The organism is Streptomyces sp. NPDC005925 (genome assembly GCF_040638805.1).
Classification (GTDB): Bacteria; Actinomycetota; Actinomycetes; order Streptomycetales; family Streptomycetaceae; genus Streptomyces.
This window is the reverse complement of the sequence record NZ_JBEXVL010000043.1, coordinates 12847-33848: the sequence shown is the minus strand read 5'-3', so window position 1 is coordinate 33848 and position 21002 is coordinate 12847. Positions and strand designations below refer to the sequence as shown.

The window sequence follows — 21002 nt, the reverse complement described above, 5'->3', positions numbered from 1 at the left end:
GGCCGGAAGCCACCCGGCCGCTCCGCGGCCACCGCTGCTTTGCTGCTCCGCAGCAAAGTGATGAATTTCCTTGCTCCGCAAGGAAATTCATGCGGTGTCACTCCGTGACGCCAGCGGGATTCGCTCCGCGAATTCCCGAAATGCCGCAGCTGCAGGGGGTGGTGCTGGGCTTTCTGCTTTTCCTGACGGGTCGTCGCTTAACTCTGTTGTCCTTGAACCAGAATCAACTACCCGTCACACTTTTCAGCAGCAAGTGTTTTTCCACACTCCCACGATAAGCGGTCTCGTCGTCCCAGGGGCGGTCGTCGTTCCGGTCCCGGACTCTGGGTGTGCAGCCGGGCCGGTGAGACAGTTCGCGTGCGACGGCGGCGGTGGCCCGGCCGAGTTCGTGCATGGTGCGCCGGGACGCGGCGGGAAGTGGGTGGCCCCCTGTCAGCTGATCTTCCGCACGCGAGTGGTGTCCACGTCCAGAGGGAGGCCGTCGGCATTGGTCGGGGTGACTTTCGGCACCGCGGTGCCGTGCTGGTCGACCAGGGCGGAGTGGGCCTCCCCAGGGGCGAACGCGTGACGCTCCCCCCACTGCCGGAGGCTGAGGATGACAGTGAAGAGATCGCGGCCGACATCGGTCAGCTCGTACTCCTGTCGGCGACCCGATGGTGCGGGGCGCCGGACGAGGAGTCCGCGAGCGGTGAGCTTGCAGAGACGGTCGGTCAGGATGTTGCGGGCGATGCCAGTACGTCGCTGGAACTCGGTGAACGACCGCACCCCGTCCATCGCGTCACGGACGATCAGAAGGCTCCACCTGTCGCCGACCAGGTCGAGCGCACGGGCGACCGGGCAGTCGGGATCGGTCCAGTCGGGCACTGGGGCGCTCAGGGTGGTGCGCGACATGACACCTCTCAAAAAGTTGCATCTTGAAACCGGCTTGGCATACGGTTCAAAATCGATTGTAATCTGCAACTCATCGAGGTTGGAGAGCGATGAACGCATGGCGGCGGTTACTGCTCGCTATGGTGTGTGGCGTCGCTGTGGCGAGCATCTACGCCGCACAGCCGGTCCTGGAGCCGATGGGGCACGATCTCGGCGTCCCGGCAGGACTCACCGGATGGATCGTGGCAACCGGCCAGTGCGGCTACCTGGTGGGACTGGTACTCCTGGTGCCGCTCGGCGACCTGGTCGACAGGCGCCGTCTCATCGCGGTGCACCTGACCGTCACCGCGGCCGGCATGTTCCTGACGGCTACGGCGTCCGCCACCTGGGCGGCGTTCACCGGCCTCGCGCTCGCCGGGCTGTTCGCGGTCGTGGTGCAGACCACAGTCGCCTACGCCGCATCGGTGTCACTGCCCGCCGAACGCGGACGGAACATCGGTGTGGTCACCTCAGGTGTGGTGATCGGCATCCTGGGCGCGCGGATCGTCACCGGCGCCCTCGCCGACCTGTGGGGCTGGAGAAGCTTCTACGCCCTGCTCGCGGTGCTGTCACTCGGACTCGCAGCCCTCGTCCTTGCCATACTCCCGGCGGAAGAACGCCCCAACCGCCCCGCAGGGTACGGGCAGGCCCTCGCCTCACTCGGAGAGCTGTTCCGGGAACGCGCCCTGCTGACACGCGGACTCATCGCGTTCTTCCTCTTCGCTTCGTTCGGCGCTCTGTGGAGCGGTGTGTCCCTGCCTCTCGCGGATAATCCGTGGCAGCTGAGCGAAAGCCATATCGGTCTGTTCGGCATCGCCGGACTCGCCGGGGCCCTCGGCGCGGCACGCGCGGGACGGTGGGCCGACGCGGGACGGGCATCCCCGGTCACCGGTCTCGCGCTCGCCCTGCTCATCCTGTCGTGGGCGGCGATCGCACAGCTCCCATGGTCCCTGTGGCTCCTCATCCTCGGCATCGTGGTGCTCGACTTCGCGGTCCAGGTCGTACACGTGAGCAACCAGCACCGACTCATCGCCGCCCATCCCGACCGCACCAGCAGCCTCATCGGCAGCTACATGGTCTTCTACTCGCTGGGCTCCGCCCTCGGCGCCGCGGCGACCACCGCCGTCTTCACCGCCCACGGCTGGGGAGGCTCCAGTCTCCTCGGGGCCGGGTTCGCGGGGTGCGCACTGGCCGTCTGGGCGATCGACAGGCGCCTGCCCTCCGGCGGCGCCGACCCCGCGCCCGGTACGGCCGGCACACGCCGGACGCACGCCGAAACAAACGAACACACCCCGATCGAACGGCCGGCGAAAACGTCGCAGCCGCTCGACGACCCCCCGCCGTCACCAGGGCCAATGCCCACCCGGCGCACGAGATGACCGGGAGCCGGCACGCCCCGGCAGGTGTCCCGCCCCCGCGAGGCCGTCTCCACCAAGTGAGCGGCAGAGCACCGGGGAAGCGGAGCGGGCGCAGGACCCTTCTGCGTCCGCCCGAGCCCCGGCCGAGTCACCGGAAACAAGCCCCCGCAGCAACAATGCATTCTTCGGTCATTTCTCGAATCACCTGCTTGACGGGCAGGACATCGAGAAATCGTGGAGAAATTATCGGAGAAGACGACTACCGCGACTATGGTGATGCAATCCGATGACATGCATTCCCTTGCATAACTCTCATGAAGTCCGCCTCCGCAAGTACCAGGAGCCGTCCGGGCGCTGCCCCCTGTTGAGAATCAGGCAGTGATCGTGCAGGAGTGGGAAGCCGTCGCGGTTGTCGAACAAGCCGTACGTCGGTCACCCGGTGGGTGACGAACACCTTGGTGCGCCCGGCAGCCGGACTGCGTGACCACTGACCGCCGCCGTCGTTCTACCCGCGGCTGTCGGCGCTCATGGGGGATACTAGGGGCATGGTCCACACGCTCGGCGTTCCCGAGGCTCGCCGCGACAGGTTCGTGCGGCGCCTCCCCGCTACGCTCGAGGACCTCGCTGGTCCGGCCCGCGGCACTGTCTGCCTGCCCCTGCACCTCACATGGTCGGGTCTCACACGGTTCGACCTCGACCAGCCCCGCCTGCGGATGAGCTGCTACCGCATCGTCCTCGCCGAAGGGCAGCGGGACGACCTCGTCCGCTACCTCAACCATGACCTGCTACTCAGCATGTGGCCCGTACTGCGCACGCTCGTCAGCCGCAGCATCCGCGAGGTCTGGGAGGACGCCTTCGTCGAGCTGGCTGGTCGAGCACGGCCCTCAGCGTGAACCTCACCGAACTACACCGTCGGCTCCTCGCCGATGTCTTCGCCGTCGGCGGCGCCTACCCGCTCGTCCTCACCGGCGGTTACGCCGTCCACGCCCACGGCCTGGTCAATCGGCTCAGCCAGGACCTCGACCTCGCCACCGAAAACCCCGAACCGATGGAACGCATCGCGGCCACCGTGCGCACCGGGCTGGAGAAGCGAGGATGGCAGGTCCGGGAGCTGGAAGCCGATCCGCTCTCCGCACGGCTGATCGTCACCGACCCCGCCGACGGTGAGGAGTGCGAAGTCGACATCCTCAAAGAAGTACTCTGGCGCCCGCCCGTGCACACCGAACACGGCCTCGTGCTCTCACTCGACGACGTCGTCGGCACCAAAGTCCGAGCACTGGCCGACCGGGGCCTGGCCCGGGACCTGATCGACGTCCGGGCCGCGACCAGCCACTGGAGCCACACCGAACTCGAAGAACTCGGCCGCCGCCACGCCCGCGACACCTTCGACCTCAACGAGCTCCAATCCCGCCTGGCCGGCACGGACTGGATCGACGACACAGAGTTCGCCGCGTACGGCCTCGACGACGCTGCCATCGGTGATCTGCGCCGCTGGGCACAGGGATGGGCCGACGACATCGCCCAACGCCTCCAGGAAGAGATGGACCCGCCGGACGAATGACAGGGGATGTTGTCCGGCAGCGCCTTTCGGTCAGTAGGCATGCTCGTGGTGCCGCGACCACACCAGGAGGGGGCGGTACGCGGATCGTCGGCGCCATCCAGCAGGTGATGTACAGCGTCGCCACGGCGATGGGGCTGGCGCCGTGTGCGCTGGGATCGGGCGACATCGACCTGTTCGCCCGGGCCACCGGCTGCGACCCGGTCGAAGAGTCCAGCGTGGGCGAGTTCTCCCTGGGAACCCTGCCATGACAGTACGGCTGAGACCGGACGCGGTACTGACCCGCGACGGCGACGGGCCCGCCGTGGTGACCGCCGACACCAGGACGGCGCTCCCCCCGGCGGCTGCCCCGTGGCTGGAGCGGCTGGCCCCCGTGCTGAACCGGGGCATCGAGGTTGACGCGCTGACCGGCCCCCTGGACCCCGCCCGGCGGACAGCCGCCCGCAGGCTCCTGGACGGGCTGACGGCCGCCGGCGTACTGCGGGGCGGAGTCTGCCCGCCGGGGCCCGCACGGTGGTACCACTGCCTCACCGACGACCCCGCCCGCGCCGCCGCGCTCCTGGATGGCGGCCCGGTGCGCCCCCGGCCGCCGGGGCGCCGGGGCGCCGGCCGAGGCGGTCCGTGTCGCCCTGGCCAGAACACGCCTGCCATACCGCACCGGCCCGGACGACGGGACCGGACACCCACCGCTTCCCCGCATCCACCTCCCGGCCCTGTCCTCGGCCGCGGCGGCGTCGCTGGTACGTGCGGCCGAGGCCCGTCTCCTCGGCCTCGACTGGCCGGACACCCGGTCACGCGGCCACGGGGACGCGCACCCCGCCCCGCCCCGCACCGCACCGTCGCGGTGCTGGGCGGCGGCGTTCTGGCCCAGTGCCTCGCCGCAGCCGCTCCGGCGGGGCGGTGCCACAGGCCCGGTGGTCTTCGCCCCCGACCGGTGGCTGCCGTCGGCGATCGACGACGGACGAGCCGAGGCACGCCGACTGGGCACGCGATGGCTCCCCCTGCGCGTCCGCCCGGGACAGTTGGTGATGGGCCCACTGGAGGAACACGGCGACGACGGGCGGCCCTTGCCCGGCTGCGTCCGCTGCGCCTGGTTCCGTGAACGCATGATCGGACAGGGCCGCTCCGGCCCCCCGGAGGAACGCGTCCCCTGGCCGGTGGCGTTCGCCCCCATGGCTCGACGGCCTCCTGTGCGGACTCGCCGCCGACATCGCCGCAGCGCAGTCACTGCCGCGCGGGCAGCGCGGCGTGGACCTCACCCGCGCCGTCGTCACCGTGGGCCTGCGGGACCTCACCGTCGGCGAGCACCCGCTCGTACCCGACCCGCTGTGCCCGGACTGCGGACGCCCGCCCGGCGACAGCCCCGAACGCGCCCGTGTCACCCTGCGAGCGGTACCCGACCGCGGCAGCCTGCGCGCCCGGACACTGCCGCAGGTACGCCGGGCGCTGCTGTCGACTGTGGTGGACCCGGTCGTGGGAGTGGTCGCAGAGATCCGCACGGCTGTCGAAGGCGGCCTGGCGACGGCCACCGCCACCGTCGGGGTACGCGCCGGCACCGGCCCCGAGGCCGGGTACGGGCGGGCGGCCGACACCGACACCGCGCAGACCATCGCCGTCCTGGAGGCGCTCGAGTGCCTGGGCGGCATGGTCCCCGGCGGGCGGCGCACCACCGTACGGGCGAGCCGGGACGACCTCGGCCCGGTGGCGGTCGACCCGCGCGCCTTCGGTACGCACGACCCGCACCGCTACGCACGACCGGACTTCCCGTTCACCCCGTGGGACGACAAACGCGAGACCACCTGGGTGTGGGCCCACCACGTGGGCACCGGCCGCCAGGTCCTGGTACCGGAGACGCTGGCCTACTACCGCTCCCATGCCCTGCGCCCCGACGACCCCGGGTTCGTCCACGACACCTCCAGCGGCTGCGCGGTCGGCTCCTGCATCGAAGAGGCCGTCCTGTTCGGCCTGCTGGAGGTGGCTGAGCGGGACGCGTTCCTGATCCACCACTACGGCCGCCTGCCCGCGGTGGAGATCGACCTGGAGACCATGCCCGACGTCTCCTTCCGCCGGACTGCCGCGTGGATCACCGCCTCGACCGGCTACCGGCTGCGCGCCTTCGACCTGTCCGTCGACCACGCGGTGCCCTGCGTGTGCGTGGTAGTCCAGGACCCGGGGGGCGGGCACGGCAGGCCGGTCCTGCTGTGCTCCGCCGCCGCCCACCTGGACCCGGTCGCGGCTCTGAACTCGGCCGCGTGCGAGGCCGGTCCGCTCCTGGACCACCTGTGCGGTGTCCACGCCCGCGACCCGGGCCGGGCGGCAGAACTGGCAGCCGACCCCGAACGAGTACGGCAGATGTCCGACCACGCGCTGCGCTACGCGCACACGGACGCGTTCGGCCGTCTCGCCCACCTGGTGGACAACGGCTCGGCCCCGGTGGACTTCGCCTCGGCGTTCGGCGGCCGCCGAACGCCCGCGGGAGAGACCCTCGACGTGCACGTGCGTGACATGGTCGGCCGTTTCGCCTCCTGCGGCATGGACGTCCTGGTGGTGGACCAGACGACTGTCGAGCACGCGGCCGCCGGACTGCGCTGCGTACGGGTGCTGGTCCCCGCAGCGGTGCCCATGACCTTCGGCCACGGATACCGGCGTGTGCAGGGCCTACCGAGACTACGGACGGTGCCGGGCACCCTGCGGGGGAAGCCCGACAACCGGCCCGGCCGACGGGACCTCAACCCCGACCCCCACCCTTTCCCCTGACCGCCGGGTCACCACGACCACGGACGCCGCGGGCAGGACCACCAGACGCGGCTACGACAAGGACGCGCGCGTCAGGTCCGTCACGAACGCGGACAACAACACCAGCTCATCAGCTACGAGAAGCGCGGCAATCAGACCGAGGTCGACGCCCTCGGATCTGCCGTGACGTGGGCCTCGCCGTGGGGTGCCCCCGGGCAGGGGCAGGTCAGGGGCAGGGGCAGGTCAGGGTCAGGGGCAGGGGCAGGTCAGGGCGAGGCCACGAGCAACGGCCGCGACGGGCCCAGGTCGGTGTCCGCCTTTCTGTCGCTGACCACAAGGCCGGGTGGCCATCCTCGGCTTTGTCGGCTTCCTGGCCGTCTCCTGCAAGGACGTCGAGCGCGACATCACGCCGTGATACGCCGGTGGCGTCGAGTGCGGCGCGGTCACCCGGCAGGCAGGCTCACCACGAAGCGTGCCCCGCGGGTGTGTCCGGGGTCGTACGTCACGTCGCCGCCGGCGGAGCGGGCCAGGCGTCGCGCCAGCGGCAGTCCCAGGCCCGCTCCGCCGTGTCCGTCGCCGGGATCCGCCCGCTGACCGGGCTCGAAGAGCTGCCCCGCGAACGGGGGCGGTACCCCGGGCCCGTCGTCGATCACGTCGACGCGTACGCCGTCCGGCGCGCGGTAGGCGCGGACGGCGACCTTAGAGCGGGCGTAGCGGCAGGCGTTGCTCAGGAGCGGGCTGACGATACGTTCCAGGAGGGCGGGTGGGACTCCGGCCTCCAGCGGTGGGCCCTCAGCGGCGACCGTCAAGTGGATCGGCAGGTCGAGGACTTCGGTGAGGCGTCGCAGCGTGGGGAGGATCTCGGCGGTACCGGGAGCGGTGAGTACGCCGCCACGGGCGTCGTCGAGGAGGGTGTCGCAGATGGCGTGCATGGAATGGGCGGCTTCCGCGATGACCTTGTGGATGGCGTGGGTCTGGTCGGCGGTGCGGGGGCGGGACTGCCACCAGTCGAGTTCGGCGATGATCCGGCTCAGGGGTGTGCGCAGCTCGTGCGAGAGTTCCCCGGTGAGCTGCCGCTCGTGGCGCAGGAGGGTGCGGATGCGGTCCAGTATGGCGTCCAGCGATGTACCGAGGCGCGCGAGTTCGGCCGGGTGCCGCATTTGGCCGAAGCGATCTTCGGAGGCGACGGCGCTCCACTGGGTGGCCTGGTCGGTCATCATGCGAACCGGGCGCAGCGCGCGGCCTACCGCCAGCCGTGTCAGAGCGTAGGTGCAGGCGAGCGTCACGGCGTCCAGGGCGAGCGATCCCAGGAGCAGGGTGTCGGCCGAACTCCGGTACGGCGAGAGGCCGAGCGCGGTGACCACCGTGGCTTCGCTGTTGTCCCCGGACACCGACCGCGAGCACAGCCGGAGGGGGCCGTCGACGTCGGCGGTGACGCACCGCCGCCCGCCGCGCCCGGCGAGGGCGTCGGCGATGCGGGTAAGGGGGCCGGCGTTCGGCGGCTCTTCCAGCAGTCGTCCGTCGGAGTAGATCCACACATTGGCGTCCAGGAGGGCGTCGTTGGACGTTTCCAGGACACGTACGGTCCTGCCGGTGGTGTCGATGGTCGTGGCAACGGCCGCGGCGCGAGTGCGTAGTTCGTCGTCCGCCTGGTGCTGGAGGCGGTGCTGGGCGACCACGTTGAAGGCGACGGTGAGGACCAGCATCAGCAGCGCGGCCGTGGTGAGGGCCACGAGGGAGAGCCGGCCGCGCAGAGTGCGGGGCGCCAGACGGTTGCGGAAGGCGGTCATAGCGGGCCGCAGACGGTGGCAGGAGCCGCTCACGACAGCCGGTGGCCGATCCCGCGGGCCGTGCCGATCGTCCGGTCGCTGCCCGCCTCGCGCAGCTTGCGGCGCAGTCGGGTCAGGTACTGGTCGAGGGTGTTGTCGTGGACCTGGGCGCCCTCGGGCCAGGCCGCCCGAATCAGATCGCGGCGGCGCACGATGTCGCCGGAAGCCGCCATGAGCGCCGCCAGGAGACGGAACTCGGTCGGTGTCAGGTCGACTCGGGTGCCTCGGACGCTGACCACGTGCCGGACTGCGTCCAGTGCCAGGTCTCCCGCTGCTGCAGCGGGCGGCGGTGCGGACCGTTTGAGGGCTGCCCGCAGGCGGGCGGCGAGTTCGGTGAAGTGGAACGGCTTGGGCAGGTAGTCGTCGCCTCCGGCCGAGAACCCAGACAGCCGGTCGCTGAGCCGGTGGTGAGCGGTCAGGAAGATGACGGGGGAGAGGAATCCGTTCGCGCGCATGGCTTGGCACACGTCCCGTCCGTCGGCGTCGGGCAGCCCGATGTCGAGTACGGCGGCGGAGATGTCGGCGGTGGCCAGCCGCAGGGCGGTGGCGCCGTCCGGCGCGGGCACGGGATCGAAGTCCTCGTCGCGCAGTCCGCGCATCAGCACGTCACGCAGGGCGTGATCGTCCTCGACGACCAGGATGGTCTGGCGCATGGTCCTCCCTCTGCTCTCGTGCCACGTCCGTGTGTTCCGCTGCCGTGTCCGTTCGGCCCCCTGCTGTGCTGCCCGTCGGTTCTGCCGTCCTGCGCGCCGAGCCCGTGTCCGTGTCCGTCGTGCCGGGGGTCCATCGCTCGGGAAGCCAGTGGGCCACGGCGCTCAGGCACAGGCCCAGCCAGCCGAGGGCGAACAGCCAGCCGCCGACGACGTCGGTGAACCAGTGCACTCCGAGATAGGCGCGGGTCAGGCCGACCGACGCGCCCCAGGCGCCGATGACCAGGGTGAGTGGGGTCGTGCCGCGTGGGCCGCACATGCGGACAGCCATGATCAGCAGTCCCGCGGCGAGGGCCGCCGTGGTGGTGTGACCGGACGGGAACGCCCATCCCGAGGCATGCGTCGCCCAGTCCGTAAGGGGTGGTCGCGGTCGGGCGACGAACGCCATCACCGCGTACCGCAGCGCCTGGCCCGCCCCGAGGCAGACGAGACAGAGCGCGACGGCAAGCGCGCGCTGCCGGCGGGTGCGCCCGGCGATGATTCCGGCCAGCACCGCCAGCGCGTACGGGATCACGCTGGTCCCGGTGGCGGTCAGCCCGCGGGCGAGCGTCACCGTCACGTCGGGCCTGTGGCTGACGGACCACGAGAGGATGTCGGCGTCCGCGAATAGCGGCATGCCGTCGTGGCCTGCCACGACCATGGTCAGCACGCCGAACGCCGTCCACGTGCCGAGGCCGCAGCTGCCGGCCAGGTCGGCGACCTCGCCGCGCTTCACGACACCACCAGCAGCGGACGCAGACGGGTGGCCGCGAGCCGCAGGGCTGCGGCCTCCGCACGCCCTCGCAGTGCCGACATGACGAGCTGGGAGACGAGCGCGCCCACCACGACCCCTGCCAGCACGTCGTGGGGGTAATGCGCCCCCACCCAGACACGCGAGACGGCCATCGCGCAGGCAGCCACCACGGCGAGCGCGCCGAGCCGACGGGAGACGAACAGCAGGGCGACGGCCGCCGCGGCGGCGATGGCCGCGTGGTTGCTGGGGAAGGACCAGTCGCCGGGCGCCGGACACGCCTCCAGCGTGGTCACTCGCAGGCTCTGGCAGGGCCGGTCCTCGCGCACCAGCAGCTTGAGCACCGCGTCCACTCCGAAGGCCACGACCACGACGAACGGCACGGCGAGCGCCGTCACCGACGCGGTGGCGCCCACACGCCGGGCATGCCACCAGCCGACAGCCATGAGCACCGCGAACAGGGCGAGCCCGTACGTCGACCAGGCCGACACGGCGTCGTCCAGCCAGACGGGGGAGTGCCGAGCGAGGTTCACCACGCCGGTGTAGGCCGAGCCGTCGACCGACGAGCCGTCAAGGGCGATGATCATCCGCGTGCCTTCTTCGCCTTCGCGTCCCGCCGCGAGCGGTACACCTCGGAGGCGACCGGAATCAGCGACAGGCCGACGATCACCGCGACGATCGGCAGCAGATATCGGTCCACGTTCGGCACGGAGGAGCCCAGCGCGTAGCCCGCCAGGGTGAGGCCCAAGCTCCACACCAGTCCGCCGGTCACCTGCCAGGTGGTGAACGTCCGCACCGGTACCCGCAGGGCGCCCGCCATCGGGTTCAGGACCGTGCGCACCACCGGAACGAAGCGGGCCAGGACGATCGCCTTCGCGTATCCGTAGCGCTCCAGCAGCTCCTCCGCGCGTTTCGCTCCCTCGTGCAGGCGGGCCGAGCGGCTTCGGGAGAGCAGAGTGCCGCCCGCTCGACGGCCCATGAGGTAGCCGCACTGTGAGCCGGCCAGTGCTCCCACCGCCGCGGCCACCAGGAGCGGGGCGAGTGACAGCTTCAGGCCGCTCTCGGCGGTGCCGTTGCACAGCAGACCGGCTGTGAACAGCAGGGAGTCGCCCGGGAGGAAGAAGCCGATCAGCAGACCGGTCTCGGCGAACAGCACCACGCCCACGCCCAGCACGCCGAACGCGGCCAGCAGGGACCGCGCGTCCAGCACATTGACGGCGAGCTGCGAGGATAGGTGTATGGCTGTGGTCATCGTCGGGAGCCCCTCATCGTTCTTCCGGCCTGTCGGATGCGGCGGAAACGGTGGCGCGGCGGCATCCGGCGGCTGACTACAATGCTGTAGACGGTCTACTGAACTGTAGACGATGGCGGAGTGAGGAACGTTCCCATGAAGGACGCGAGGGACGAGAGGCGGCCGGCCGGTGAGCTGGAAGCCGCCGTCATGGCCGCGCTGTGGGCCGCCGGGGCCCCGCTCACGCCAGGACGGGTGCAGGCCGAGCTCGGCTTCGGCCTGGCCCGGACGACGGTGGCGACGATACTGACTCGTCTGCACGAGAAGGGCGTCGTCGACCGGGAGCGGCAGGGGCGCGGCTACGCCTACTTCCCCGTCCAGGACGCGCCCGGCCTGACCGCCCGGCGCATGCACACCGAACTCGACCGGGACACCGACCGGGAGACGGTCCTGGCCCGCTTCGTGGCCCAGCTCAGTCCCGGCGACGAGCAGCACCTGCGCCGGCTCCTGGAGGGTGACGAGCGATGACTGCTCTGCTGCTCCTACCGCTGATCCTGCCCTTCCTCGCGCCGACGCTGGCCCGCCGAACCCTCGACCGACTGGCCCCCGCCGCCGCACTGTGGGTCCTCACCGCCTCAGCCCTGGCGCTGGGGGGAGCCTGTGTCGCCGCCCTGGGAGCCCTTGTCCTGACCGGACTGCTCACACTCCCCGCCTTCGCCGCCCTCGGCGAGCTCGTCCACCCCCTGCGGACCCCCTCGGACTACTTCGTCCTTCCCGCCGCCACGGCGGCCACCGGGGTGCTCACCCTCAGCGTCTGGACCCTCGCGCGCTCGGCCTTCCGGCAGACCCGCGCATTCCGCACCGCCCGCACGCAGGCCGATCGCCGCCCCGCCGCAGGTGACCTGTGCGTGATCGAATCGCCCGATCCGGACGCGTACGCCCTGCCCGGCCGGCCCCACCGCATCGTCGTCACCACCGCCATGCTGCGCAGTCTGGGACCTGCCGAGCGTGAGGCCCTCTTCGCCCATGAACGCGCCCACAACCGGGCCGGCCACCACTACTTCCTGGCCGCCGCCGAACTCGCCGCCCACTGCCACCCCGCCCTGCGCACCACCCGCGCCACCATCCGGTTCGCCGTCGAGCGGGCTGCCGACGAGGCCGCCGCCGAGGTCACCGGAGACCGGCGCCTGATCGCCGCGGCCATCGCCCGCGCCGCCCTCGCCGGAAACGCCTCCCCCTCCACCCGCCCGGACTTCGCACCCGCGGCGACGTCCGGACCGGTGCCGCAACGCGTCGCCGCGCTTCTCGCATCCACCCGGACGCGCCCGCGCACCACCCGGCGTACCGCGTTCCTCCTCGTGGCCTGCACGGTCCTGTCCGTCACCGCAGGAGCGGCAGGCGTCGTCGACTTCCACCACGAGGTCGAGGTCGCCCAGGGCGAGGAGGCTCCCTGACCGGTTCGGCCCCGTCGGCCGACCCCCTGAAGCTCAATCGGCCCGCCGAGTGATCGCCCTCGGGCCATGACCGGTTCCAGCAGCCGGAGCAGGCAGTTCGGTGCCCGCCGGCTGCCCCTCGCACAGCGTCGCAGCGCCCGGCGGGTGAGGTCGGCGCGGGCGGCTCTGAAAAACCGGTAGGCCACGATGAGCAGCAGCGCACACGCGGCGAACGCGACGACCTCCGGTACGGCTCGGGCAGTCGGCGGCTCGACCGAGGACCCGAGGCTCGGCTCCCTCACCGGCCGCGAACAGCTCGTTCGCGATGTCGGCTGCGCTGTGGATGTTGATCCAGTGCATCGCGGCGACCAGCGCATCGACGACCTTCTGCACCGTGTCCCGGTGCGCGTCCGTGAGGAAGCGGCTCCGGCCGAGCGTGCCGCCGAAGATCGGTGACGGGCGCGAGAGAGCGGTTCTGTACGGGGCCGCCGTCGGCGGTCGGCCAGGCGGGCACGGCATTGAGCCGTTGCGGCGGCGCCCGTCAGGGTTCCAGGCGATAGCCGTGCCCGCGCAGGGTGGTGATGCGGGGCGGGCTGCCGGGGTGGACCGAGGCGTCGACGGCCTGAGCGAGGCGCCGACGCAGGCCGGCCATGGTGACGTCGAGGGTCTTGGTCGAGCCGAACCAGTTCTCGTCCCAGACCTCGGCCATCAGGGTCTCCCGGGAGACGGCCTCCCCCGCGTGCCGGGCCAGGACGGCGAGCAGATCGAACTCCTTGGGACGCAGGTCGATGTCCGCGTCGTGCAGTGTGCAGCGTCGGGCTACCAGGTCGAGGACGAGGTCGGCCAGCCGGACTGGTTCCTGCGGTGCTGTGGCGACGACCAGGCGACGCAGATGGGCGCGGAGCCGGGCGAGCAGCACGGTCAGGCTGAACGGCTTGACGAGGTAGTCGTCGGCCCCCGCGTCCAGCCCGGCGATGACGTCGATGTCGTCGGTGCGGGCCGTCAGGATGACGATCAGCAGATCCGGGTGCCGAGCGCGCATGGCGCGCGCGACGTCCAGACCGTCCATGTCGGGCAGTCCCAGGTCGAGCAGCAGCACGTCGTACGGGGTCCGCGCGGCCTCGGTCAGGGCTGCGGATCCGGTCCGGCTCCAGGTCGGTGTGTAGCCGTTGCCGCGCAGGCCGGTCTCCAGGTGGCGGCCGATGGTGTCGTCATCCTCGACGACGAGGACGCGGTGGCGGCTGGGGTCGGCGGTCGCGTGCGTACGCATGCTGGACAGCGTAGGAGCGGGCGAGGCGCGCGGCCCGCCCGCTCCCGGCCGCTCACATGTCACGCAGCTCCTCCACGGCGGGCCGGCCGGCGCTGCGGATGCCGTTCAGCGCGGCGGCCAGTACGGCAGCGACGGCCGCGCCGGCCGTCAGGGCCAGGTAGCCGCCCGGCACCGCCAGGCCGGCGGGCGGCGGGTCGAAGACGCCGGTCAGGACCTTCACGAGCATCTCGGACAGGGCCCAGCCGATGACGGCGCCCCCTGCCAGGCCGCCAGTGGCCAGCAGCAGGGCCTCGGTGAGGACCATGCCGCGCAGTTGGCCGCTCTTCGCCCCGAGGACGGTGGCCACGGCGAAGGTACGGCGGCGCTCGGCGAGGCCCAGGGCAAGGACGAGCCCTCCGGCCCCGGCGGCCAGCAGCACCGCGAAGGCCAGCTCGATCCGGGTGAGCCCGGCCAGGTCGACGGAGGTCAGGCTGGTGCCGACCGTGCCGCGCGTCTGCGTCAGGTCGGTGACGGTGGCGCCGGTGCCCAGCTGCTTGCGCAGATGCGCGGCGACCTGCTGCTGGTGGCTGCCGCCCGTGTCGAGCAGGAAGGCGCCCACCGCGTCACTGCCGGTCGCCTTCGCCACATAGGCGGCGTTGGCGACGAAGAAGCTGTCCTTCGGCGCGGTCGGGAACTCCTTGACGATCCCCGCGTAATGGAAGGGCACGGTGCGCAGCGCCTTGGTACGGGCGTCCTGGACGCGGAGGTTGACGGTGTCGCCGGAGGAGAGCTGGAAGTCGTGCACGGTCTCTGCGCTGACCAGCAGGTTGTCGGTGCGCTGGGCGAGCAGGCGCATCAGTTGACCTGCTGTGCCGCCCGAGAAGTAGGCGTCCTGGAGCGAGGTCGCCTTGGCGACGGTGGCGGGCCGGACGCCGTAGAGGTCCTGGAGGTCGGAGCCGACGTAGGCGTAGCGGTGCTCGAGGGGCTCGACGTGCCGGACGCCCGAGACCTTCAGCGTGTCCGCCGCGCTCGGCCCGACCTGGGCGCCGGGCGGTTCGGTGACAGTGACGTCCGCGCCGTTGGTGAGGCGGGCGTCGACCTCGGACTGCTGCCGGTAGGTGGAGTTGAAGACGGCCGTGGAGATCGCGAACGACACGGCGAGGGCGAGCAGCACCACCGAGCGGGCCAACGTCCGCCGACGGCGGGACAGCACGGCCGCCGTGGTGGTGGCGAGGGTCGCGGTCAGCGGTCGGGCGAGGCGGGCCAGCGCCGGACGGCCATGGGCGAGGACCAGCAGGGTCAGCCGCCACAACAGCAGGGCCGCGCCGAGCCACAGCAACGCGGGGCCGAGGAAGGCCCAGTAGGAGACGGAGACGCTGGGCACGCCCTCCGGGGCGAGGACGAGGGCGTACTGGTTGCCGGAGGAGGCGCGAAAAACCAGCCAGGAGCCGATCAGCAGCGCGAAGTCCAGGCCGTACCGCAGCCACCAGGGCGACCGCGACCCGCGGGGCTCCCGCCCGGTGTCGGCGACGGTCACCGTGCGCAGATCCCGCAGGGCGGGCACGAGCACGGCGCCGGCGGCCACGACCACGCCGAGGACGAAGGCGATGACGTACCAGAGAGCCCAGGTACCCGCGCCCGCCCCGAAGGAGGTGGCGCCAAAGGCGAGGCGGCCGGTCAACGCGGCGAGCCCGAGACCCGCGAGGCCGCCGCCGACGCCGACCAGCGCGGCCTCCAGACCCGCGAGCGCGGTGATCTGGCGGGGACGCAGGCCGCGCAGCCGCAACAGACCCTGCTCCCTGCGGCGCCGTTCGCCGCCGGCCGTGGCGACCGCCACGGTCAGCACGGCGGCCAGGACGGCGCCCGGGACGCCGAGGAAGAGGAAGAGGATCTGGGCGTAGAGGGCGTCCTGACGGGCAGAGTCGAGGGCCGCGCCGAGGTTGTCGCCGACGAGTGCGGTGCCGGCCGACTTGGCCTCCAGGTGGTGTGCGGCACCGGTGACCGAGGTGAAGGCGGCGGCCGGATCGGTCGGCAGTCGCGCGTCGCGGGTCACGTGGATCTGGGTCGTGACGTCGGTGGCTCCACGGGTGAGAGAGGCGAACCGGGCGCCGGGCAGGAGGACGACGTTGTCCGGGGGCGCGGCCGGCTGGGACTGCGGGGGCGCGCCGACTTTCTGGAACAGCGAGTCGGCCTGGGGCAGGTCGACCACGCCGTCCACCCGCACCTGCCGCAGCCCGGCGCCGGGCAGCCGTACGCCGATGGTGTCGCCCGGGGCCGCGTGCAGGTTGGAGGCGGTCTGCTGGGCGAGCAGGACGCCGTTGCCGGATCCCGAGAGCGTGCGCAGTTCGTCGGGGAAGTGACTGCGGTAGTCGGCCGACAGGCCGAGCGCAACGCCGGGGCCGGTGGTCTGAGTGCTGCCTCCCACGCTGGCGGTGAAGCCGGTAGTCCGGGCGAAGCCGACGGGCAACGCGGCCCGGGTGCCGGCAGTGGTCTGCACCAGCGACCGGACGGCGTTCGGGTCCGCGCCCGGCTGCACCTCGACCTGCCAGTCCACGGCGACGGAGTGGACCGCCCGCTGGGTCATGGTCGCCTTGGACGCGGTGAGGAAGGAGCCGAGCGCTGCGACCAGGGCGACGGCGAGGGCGATACCGGCGACGGCCGCCAGGAGCCGTCCGATGCGGTGACGGGCCAGTCCGCCCGCCCAGGCGGTGATCATCACAGGCTCCCTCGTGGGTCCGGTGCTTCCGCTGTTTCGGCTGCAAGCAGCCGGCCGTCGCGCATGCCCCGGCGCACGGTGAGCCGGGCCGCGACGGCGGGGTCGTGGGTGGTGACGACGAGCGCTGCGCCCGTCCGGTCCCCCGCCGCCAGCAGTGCGTCCAGGACGCGGGCGCCGGTGGCGTGGTCGAGGCGCCCGGTCGGCTCGTCCGCGAGGATGAGCCGCGGCGCCTGCGCCAGCACGCGGGCCACGGCCACCCGCTGGGCCTGGCCGCCGGAGATCTCGTCGGGCAGCCGATCGGCCAGCCCGGCCGCGCCGACCACGTCGAGCGCCTCGGCGACCGGGCGGCGGGTCTCCTCCTGCGGGCGTCCCGCGAGGACGAGCGGCAGCGCGGTGTTCTCCATGACGTCGAGGGCGGAGATGAGGCTGTCGGCCTGGAAGACCAAGCCGATGTCCCGCGGCCCGTGGAGTCCGGGCCGGGTGATCGTGCCGCTGGTGGGGAGTTCGAGCCCGGCCAGCAGGTGGAGCAGCGACGACTTCCCCGACCCGGACGGTCCCACGATCGCCAGCCGGTCGCCGGTGCGGACGTCCAGGTCGGCGCCGTGCACCGCCACCACGGCGGTGGGGCCCCGGCCGAAGGTGAGCGCGACGCCCCGGCAGGAGACGAGCAGGTCAGCGGAGGACATGGCTGCTCTCCCGCACCTGGGTGGTTCCCTCGTGGGCCCGCCCGTCGTCCAGTGTGATCACTCGGTCGGCGCCCCGCACCGCTTCCGCGCTGTGCGTCACGATCAGCACCGCGCAACCGTCCGCCGTCCGGTCCCGCAGCATCCGCAGCACCAACTCCTCCGTTGCGCCGTCGAGTTCACCGGTCGGTTCGTCGGCCAGCAGCACGGCCGGGGAGTTGGCCAGCGCGACGGCGAGCCCGGCCCGGGCCAGCTCACCGCCGGACAGCTGCCGCGGCAGCGCGCTGGACCGGCGTCGGAGCCCCACCTGCTCCAGCAGCGCCCCGGCCCTCATGGCGGGGCGGCCGCGCACCGCATGCTGGGCGAGTCGGATGTTGTCGCGCACGGTCAGATGCGGGAGCAGGTTGCGGGACTGCACGAGCACCCCCACATGCCGGGCGCGCAACCGGGCGCGTTCGGTCTCGGGCCGGTGACTGATGCGCTCGCCCGCCACCCGGACCTCGCCGCCCGACGGCTCGTCGAGACCGGCCAGGCACGCCAGCAGGGTCGACTTGCCCGCCCCCGACGGGCCGACGACGGCGACCGTCTCCCCCCGCCGCACCTGCAGCGACACCCCGCGCAGCGCGAGCGTCTCCTCCTCACCGGCCCGGTAGAAGCGGTACAGCTCCCGGGCGGCCAGCACCACGTCGTCGTCCGACGGTTTGGCGGGCATCGCACTCACCGCCACGCGAACGAGTCGCTGACGGTCCGCCACGGATCGACGTTGTCGGCGTTGACCGGGCCCGACAGTGTCACATCCACCTCATGGCCCTGCCGGTAGAAGGCGTACCGCTCGAACGCGTCCCGCACCACCTTGCCGGTGACCGGGTCCTTGGCCGAGTCGCTCTGGTAGGCGAGCAGGACGACGGGGCCCGCCTTACGGGCCACCTGCGACACCTTCGGTGACGTGAACTTCGGCATGTGCCGGCGCAGTTGAGGGACGACGGTGTTCTTGACGGAGAGGACGGTCGGGGCAGTGGAGGCGTTGGCCGTAGCGATGGTGACGCTGTTCAGCTTGTCCGTGTACACGGTCGTACCGCCCTTGTCGGTGCGCGCCCAGCCCTCCGGCACCTTCACCGTGAACCCGGTGAAGCCGCCAGTGGGCCGATAAGCCACGAACACCTGGTTGTCGGGGATGTCCCCGGGCGGGTTCGACTCGGTGGGGGCCGGGGTCGCCTGTGCCGGGGCCGTCGAACCCGAGCCGGAATGCGCCCCGGACGATCCGGAGCACCCTGCGATCACCGCGGCGATCACCGTCACCGCGACGACGCCCGCGGAATTACGTACGTGCGACATGTCTACCGCCCTCCCGAGGAGCTGCCTTGCGGTCATGCCACCGACGCTAGTGAGCTGTCGGTTAACGGCCCGCACACAGACGGTTAGACGACGGCAAAACCGCGTGGCGGACCACCCAGGGGGCGCCCAGGCGCTCCCAAGATGGGGGCATGAGACAGCGCGTGGTGCGAGTCGCCCTCACCGCCGCCCTGGTCGCCGTCGTCCTCCTCGCCGTCCCGCTGGCCCTGGCCATCAGGTCGTCCCTGTACGCCGACCAGCGCGACACCCTGGAAAGGGCGGCCCTGTCAGGGGCCGTACGCGTCAGCCCGGACTACCCGACCGGCGACCCCGTGGAACTGCCCGCGCCGCCGCCCGGCGGACGCCTCGGCCTGTACGACCCCGCGCTGCGCCTGCGGGCCGGCACCGGCCCCCACACCGGCGACACCGCCGTGCGACGGGCACTCGCCGCGGAGGCGGTGCGCGGCCGGTCGCGAGGCGACCTGGTCGTCGCGGTGCCCGTGTCGCACGCCGAGCGGGTGATCGGCGTCGTACGGGCCTCCTCGCCCGCGGCCGCTGTACGTGACCGTGTCCTGATCGCCTGGGCGGTCCTGGCCGGGGTCTGCGCCCTCGCGCTGACGGTGGCCGTCCTCGTCGCCCGCAGGCAGGCGCGGGTACTGGCCGCGCCGCTGGAGGACCTCTGCCAGCACTGCAGGGCTGTCACCGCCGGCGACCTGAGCGCCCGGGCCGCGCCCAGCAGCGTCGCCGAGATCGACCAGGTCGCCCGCACCCACAACGAGATGCTGCACAGCCTCACCGAACTCCTGCGCCACGAGCGCGACTTCACCGCCAACGCCTCCCACCAGCTACGCACCCCGCTCACCGGGCTTCAGCTGACGCTGGAGGCGGGGCTCGCCCAGGACGACGCTCGCACTCGGCCCGCCCTGGAGGAGGCCCTCGAGACCACGCGTCGTCTGCACCGCACGGTGGACGAAGTGCTGCGCCTGTCCCGCTCACACGGCCTGCCGCGCCGGCCCGCACCGGACACGTCCGTGCCTCGGCTGCTGCGGGAGACCGAGGAACGCTGGCACGGACCGTTCGCCCGCGACGGCAGGCGTCTGGAGTGCGGGACTCCCGAGGTGCCGGACGACATCCGTGTCCCCGGCGCCTCCGTCACCGAGATCCTCGGCGTCTTGCTGGAGAACGCGCGCGTCCACGGGCGCGGCACCGTACGCCTCACCGCCCGTGACCTCGGGGAGGCCGTTGCCTTCGATGTCATCGACGAAGGCGCCGTGGACGGCGAGGCGTCCCGGCTCTTCGACCGCGGCCGCACCGGCGCGGGGGAGGGCTCCGGCATCGGCCTGGCCCTCGCCCGCGACCTGGCAGTGTCCTTGGGTGGCAGACTCTCCCTGACCGGCCGCCGTCCAGCCGCGTTCACCCTGCTCGTCCCCGTACGCCGGGAGGAACCCGACGCCGAGGGCGGCGGCTGAGGACTGTTCAGGCGCCTGCCGCGGTGGGAGCCGGTCGCAGCCGGGTGACGATCCGGTTCGCGGCGGTCTTCTGCAGCAGCCCGTAGGCGAGGACCGGCAGCAGCAGATGCGGTTTGTCGGGCAGGGACGCGGTGATCAGCACCGCGCTCGCGCTGCTGTTGTTCATGCCGCAGGCGAGTGTCAGCGACGAGGCGGTGCCCGCCTCCAGCCGTAGGACGCGGGCGGCGACCCGGCCGAGGACGAAGGAGAGCAGGCACACCAGGGCGGCCACGGCCAGGGCGGCCGCGAACAGCAGCGGGCGTGGCCGGGTCACGACGGATCCGAGGGCGCCGCTGGCGTTGACGTAGGTCAGCACCAGCGAACCGGCCATGGCCGACGGGGCCACCGTGGCGACCAGGCGGCCCAGCCGTCGCGCGGGCAGGACGAGTGCGCCCAGCAGGCCCGCCGCGCAGGGAAGGACCACGGCCGTGAGAGCGAATCCGCCCTGGGCCAGACGGCCGGTGTCGGCAAGGGTGTGCGCGTAGCCGCCGCTGAGCAGCGGCGACAGCGTCGCCAGCAGCACGGGGGTGGTGAGCGGGCTGAGGAGGGTCGAGGCCAGGACGAGGCCCACCATCGTCGGCTGATCTCCCTCGCCCTTGTCGGTCCACACGGTAGCCCCGGCGGCGACGGGCATCGCCACGACGAGGATCATCGCGGTGAGCAGTCCGCTGCCGCCGTCGGTGTCGGGGGTGCGCCGCAGGAGGAAGGCGACGAACGGCACGACCGCCAGCGGGATCGCCAGGTGCAGCACGAGGCCGGCGAGCAGGGCCTTCGGATGCCGCAGCACGGTACCCAGCGCGCGGACGGGAACCTGGAGCCCGGCCGAGAACAGGACCAGGGACAGCAGGAGCGGTGCGGTGTGCAGTGTCAGGTGCGTCGGCGGCAAGGAATGGGGGCGGCGCAGCCACACGCCGGGTGCGGGCAGGATCAGGGCGAGGCCGTAGGAGAGGACGACGGCGCGGCCGAGCCGGTGCCGCAGCCAGGACGCGAAGCGGGTGTACATGCCCCCATCGTGATCAG

22 protein-coding genes and 1 pseudogene are annotated in these 21002 nt (G+C 72.3%); 11 read left to right on the top strand and 12 right to left on the bottom strand.

Annotation, left to right across the window (positions count from 1 at the left end; all coding sequences use genetic code 11):
* Positions 1-432 precede the first annotated feature (432 nt).
* On the bottom strand, positions 433-891 hold the full coding sequence (locus ABZ354_RS27820) for a helix-turn-helix domain-containing protein (protein WP_358661331.1): 459 nt from the start codon (positions 889-891) through the stop codon (positions 433-435).
* Between the two features lie 89 nt (positions 892-980).
* Here ABZ354_RS27820 and ABZ354_RS27815 point away from each other — a divergent pair, with 89 nt between their 5' ends.
* From ABZ354_RS27815 to ABZ354_RS27785, 7 genes and pseudogenes are all read left to right on the top strand, one after another.
* Complete coding sequence (locus ABZ354_RS27815) at positions 981-2288, top strand: MFS transporter (protein WP_358661327.1); 1308 nt, start codon at positions 981-983, stop codon at positions 2286-2288.
* A gap of 524 nt (positions 2289-2812) precedes the next feature.
* A complete protein-coding gene (locus tag ABZ354_RS27810) occupies positions 2813-3160 on the top strand; it encodes a transcriptional regulator (RefSeq protein ID WP_358661325.1) in 348 nt (115 codons plus the stop codon).
* The gene (locus ABZ354_RS27805) at positions 3157-3828 is read left to right on the top strand and encodes a nucleotidyl transferase AbiEii/AbiGii toxin family protein (RefSeq protein WP_358661323.1); all 672 of its coding nucleotides are present in this window, start codon (positions 3157-3159) and stop codon (positions 3826-3828) included. The genes ABZ354_RS27810 and ABZ354_RS27805 overlap by 4 nt, the downstream gene beginning before the upstream one ends.
* 107 nt (positions 3829-3935) lie before the next feature.
* Complete coding sequence (locus ABZ354_RS27800; protein ID WP_358661321.1) at positions 3936-4076, top strand: hypothetical protein; 141 nt, start codon at positions 3936-3938, stop codon at positions 4074-4076.
* An 895-nt stretch (positions 4077-4971) separates the two neighbouring features.
* A pseudogene (locus tag ABZ354_RS27795) lies at positions 4972-5298 on the top strand (TOMM precursor leader peptide-binding protein); the annotation flags it as partial.
* The gene (locus ABZ354_RS27790) at positions 5284-6582 is read left to right on the top strand and encodes a YcaO-like family protein (protein WP_358661329.1); all 1299 of its coding nucleotides are present in this window, start codon (positions 5284-5286) and stop codon (positions 6580-6582) included. The pseudogene ABZ354_RS27795 and the gene ABZ354_RS27790, both read left to right, overlap by 15 nt.
* Positions 6473-6748 carry a hypothetical protein gene (locus tag ABZ354_RS27785; RefSeq protein ID WP_358661319.1) on the top strand — a complete coding sequence of 92 codons (276 nt, stop codon included), beginning with the start codon at positions 6473-6475 and terminating at the stop codon, positions 6746-6748. The genes ABZ354_RS27790 and ABZ354_RS27785 overlap by 110 nt, the downstream gene beginning before the upstream one ends.
* A 256-nt stretch (positions 6749-7004) precedes the next feature.
* Here ABZ354_RS27785 and ABZ354_RS27780 read toward each other — a convergent pair whose 3' ends face one another.
* From ABZ354_RS27780 to ABZ354_RS27760, 5 genes are read right to left on the bottom strand one after another with little or no spacing between them, the layout of a single operon-like run.
* Complete coding sequence (locus ABZ354_RS27780; protein WP_358661317.1) at positions 7005-8351, bottom strand: HAMP domain-containing sensor histidine kinase; 1347 nt, start codon at positions 8349-8351, stop codon at positions 7005-7007.
* Between the two features lie 29 nt (positions 8352-8380).
* Positions 8381-9043: a response regulator transcription factor gene (locus ABZ354_RS27775; protein WP_358661315.1), complete on the bottom strand. Its 663-nt coding sequence runs from the start codon at positions 9041-9043 to the stop codon at positions 8381-8383.
* Positions 8997-9815, bottom strand: coding sequence for a phosphatase PAP2 family protein (locus ABZ354_RS27770; protein WP_358661314.1), 819 nt, complete (start codon positions 9813-9815; stop codon positions 8997-8999). Before ABZ354_RS27770 ends, ABZ354_RS27775 begins: the two co-directional genes overlap by 47 nt.
* A complete protein-coding gene (locus ABZ354_RS27765; RefSeq protein WP_358661312.1) occupies positions 9812-10417 on the bottom strand; it encodes a phosphatase PAP2 family protein in 606 nt (201 codons plus the stop codon). The genes ABZ354_RS27770 and ABZ354_RS27765 overlap by 4 nt, the downstream gene beginning before the upstream one ends.
* Positions 10414-11082: a DedA family protein gene (locus tag ABZ354_RS27760; RefSeq protein ID WP_358661310.1), complete on the bottom strand. Its 669-nt coding sequence runs from the start codon at positions 11080-11082 to the stop codon at positions 10414-10416. Before ABZ354_RS27760 ends, ABZ354_RS27765 begins: the two co-directional genes overlap by 4 nt.
* A 135-nt stretch (positions 11083-11217) precedes the next feature.
* On the opposite strand from ABZ354_RS27760, the gene ABZ354_RS27755 reads away from it, so the two are divergent.
* The 3 genes from ABZ354_RS27755 (at position 11218) to ABZ354_RS27745 (ending at position 12950) form a co-directional block, all read left to right on the top strand.
* Positions 11218-11589, top strand: a complete 372-nt coding sequence (locus tag ABZ354_RS27755) for a BlaI/MecI/CopY family transcriptional regulator (protein ID WP_358661308.1) — start codon at positions 11218-11220, stop codon at positions 11587-11589.
* Positions 11586-12515 carry a M48 family metalloprotease gene (locus ABZ354_RS27750; protein ID WP_358661306.1) on the top strand — a complete coding sequence of 310 codons (930 nt, stop codon included), beginning with the start codon at positions 11586-11588 and terminating at the stop codon, positions 12513-12515. Before ABZ354_RS27755 ends, ABZ354_RS27750 begins: the two co-directional genes overlap by 4 nt.
* A gap of 186 nt (positions 12516-12701) precedes the next feature.
* The gene (locus tag ABZ354_RS27745; RefSeq protein WP_358661304.1) at positions 12702-12950 is read left to right on the top strand and encodes a hypothetical protein; all 249 of its coding nucleotides are present in this window, start codon (positions 12702-12704) and stop codon (positions 12948-12950) included.
* Between the two features lie 85 nt (positions 12951-13035).
* Here the strand turns inward: ABZ354_RS27745 and ABZ354_RS27740 are convergent, their stop codons facing one another.
* From ABZ354_RS27740 to ABZ354_RS27720, 5 genes are read right to left on the bottom strand one after another with little or no spacing between them, the layout of a single operon-like run.
* Complete coding sequence (locus tag ABZ354_RS27740; protein ID WP_358661302.1) at positions 13036-13764, bottom strand: response regulator transcription factor; 729 nt, start codon at positions 13762-13764, stop codon at positions 13036-13038.
* 52 nt (positions 13765-13816) lie between these two features.
* On the bottom strand, positions 13817-16459 hold the full coding sequence (locus ABZ354_RS27735; RefSeq protein ID WP_358661301.1) for an ABC transporter permease: 2643 nt from the start codon (positions 16457-16459) through the stop codon (positions 13817-13819).
* The gene (locus ABZ354_RS27730; protein WP_358661299.1) at positions 16459-17145 is read right to left on the bottom strand and encodes an ATP-binding cassette domain-containing protein; all 687 of its coding nucleotides are present in this window, start codon (positions 17143-17145) and stop codon (positions 16459-16461) included. The genes ABZ354_RS27735 and ABZ354_RS27730 overlap by 1 nt, the downstream gene beginning before the upstream one ends.
* Positions 17132-17854 carry an ABC transporter ATP-binding protein gene (locus ABZ354_RS27725; RefSeq protein ID WP_358661297.1) on the bottom strand — a complete coding sequence of 241 codons (723 nt, stop codon included), beginning with the start codon at positions 17852-17854 and terminating at the stop codon, positions 17132-17134. Before ABZ354_RS27725 ends, ABZ354_RS27730 begins: the two co-directional genes overlap by 14 nt.
* A gap of 5 nt (positions 17855-17859) precedes the next feature.
* The gene (locus ABZ354_RS27720) at positions 17860-18477 is read right to left on the bottom strand and encodes a hypothetical protein (protein ID WP_358661295.1); all 618 of its coding nucleotides are present in this window, start codon (positions 18475-18477) and stop codon (positions 17860-17862) included.
* Positions 18478-18626: 149 nt separating this feature from the next.
* On the opposite strand from ABZ354_RS27720, the gene ABZ354_RS27715 reads away from it, so the two are divergent.
* On the top strand, positions 18627-19943 hold the full coding sequence (locus tag ABZ354_RS27715) for a HAMP domain-containing sensor histidine kinase (RefSeq protein ID WP_358661293.1): 1317 nt from the start codon (positions 18627-18629) through the stop codon (positions 19941-19943).
* 7 nt (positions 19944-19950) lie between these two features.
* On the opposite strand, the gene ABZ354_RS27710 is transcribed toward ABZ354_RS27715, so the two are convergent.
* Positions 19951-20985: a sodium-dependent transporter gene (locus ABZ354_RS27710; RefSeq protein ID WP_358661291.1), complete on the bottom strand. Its 1035-nt coding sequence runs from the start codon at positions 20983-20985 to the stop codon at positions 19951-19953.
* Between the last annotated feature and the right edge of the window lie 17 nt (positions 20986-21002).

What these genes read in the sequence shown, in the direction of transcription:
- ABZ354_RS27820 (WP_358661331.1), bottom strand. Translation starts at nt 891, where the DNA reads ATGTCGCGCACCACCCTGAGCGCCCCAGTGCCCGACTGGACCGATCCC.
- ABZ354_RS27815 (WP_358661327.1), top strand. Translation starts at nt 981, where the DNA reads ATGAACGCATGGCGGCGGTTACTGCTCGCTATGGTGTGTGGCGTCGCT.
- ABZ354_RS27810 (WP_358661325.1), top strand. Translation starts at nt 2,813, where the DNA reads ATGGTCCACACGCTCGGCGTTCCCGAGGCTCGCCGCGACAGGTTCGTG.
- ABZ354_RS27800 (WP_358661321.1), top strand. Translation starts at nt 3,936, where the DNA reads ATGTACAGCGTCGCCACGGCGATGGGGCTGGCGCCGTGTGCGCTGGGA.
- ABZ354_RS27780 (WP_358661317.1), bottom strand. Translation starts at nt 8,351, where the DNA reads ATGACCGCCTTCCGCAACCGTCTGGCGCCCCGCACTCTGCGCGGCCGG.
- ABZ354_RS27775 (WP_358661315.1), bottom strand. Translation starts at nt 9,043, where the DNA reads ATGCGCCAGACCATCCTGGTCGTCGAGGACGATCACGCCCTGCGTGAC.
- ABZ354_RS27765 (WP_358661312.1), bottom strand. Translation starts at nt 10,417, where the DNA reads ATGATCATCGCCCTTGACGGCTCGTCGGTCGACGGCTCGGCCTACACC.
- ABZ354_RS27760 (WP_358661310.1), bottom strand. Translation starts at nt 11,082, where the DNA reads ATGACCACAGCCATACACCTATCCTCGCAGCTCGCCGTCAATGTGCTG.
- ABZ354_RS27755 (WP_358661308.1), top strand. Translation starts at nt 11,218, where the DNA reads ATGAAGGACGCGAGGGACGAGAGGCGGCCGGCCGGTGAGCTGGAAGCC.
- ABZ354_RS27750 (WP_358661306.1), top strand. Translation starts at nt 11,586, where the DNA reads ATGACTGCTCTGCTGCTCCTACCGCTGATCCTGCCCTTCCTCGCGCCG.
- ABZ354_RS27745 (WP_358661304.1), top strand. Translation starts at nt 12,702, where the DNA reads ATGAGCAGCAGCGCACACGCGGCGAACGCGACGACCTCCGGTACGGCT.
- ABZ354_RS27740 (WP_358661302.1), bottom strand. Translation starts at nt 13,764, where the DNA reads ATGCGTACGCACGCGACCGCCGACCCCAGCCGCCACCGCGTCCTCGTC.
- ABZ354_RS27735 (WP_358661301.1), bottom strand. Translation starts at nt 16,459, where the DNA reads ATGATCACCGCCTGGGCGGGCGGACTGGCCCGTCACCGCATCGGACGG.
- ABZ354_RS27730 (WP_358661299.1), bottom strand. Translation starts at nt 17,145, where the DNA reads ATGTCCTCCGCTGACCTGCTCGTCTCCTGCCGGGGCGTCGCGCTCACC.
- ABZ354_RS27725 (WP_358661297.1), bottom strand. Translation starts at nt 17,854, where the DNA reads ATGCCCGCCAAACCGTCGGACGACGACGTGGTGCTGGCCGCCCGGGAG.
- ABZ354_RS27720 (WP_358661295.1), bottom strand. Translation starts at nt 18,477, where the DNA reads ATGTCGCACGTACGTAATTCCGCGGGCGTCGTCGCGGTGACGGTGATC.
- ABZ354_RS27715 (WP_358661293.1), top strand. Translation starts at nt 18,627, where the DNA reads ATGAGACAGCGCGTGGTGCGAGTCGCCCTCACCGCCGCCCTGGTCGCC.
- ABZ354_RS27710 (WP_358661291.1), bottom strand. Translation starts at nt 20,985, where the DNA reads ATGTACACCCGCTTCGCGTCCTGGCTGCGGCACCGGCTCGGCCGCGCC.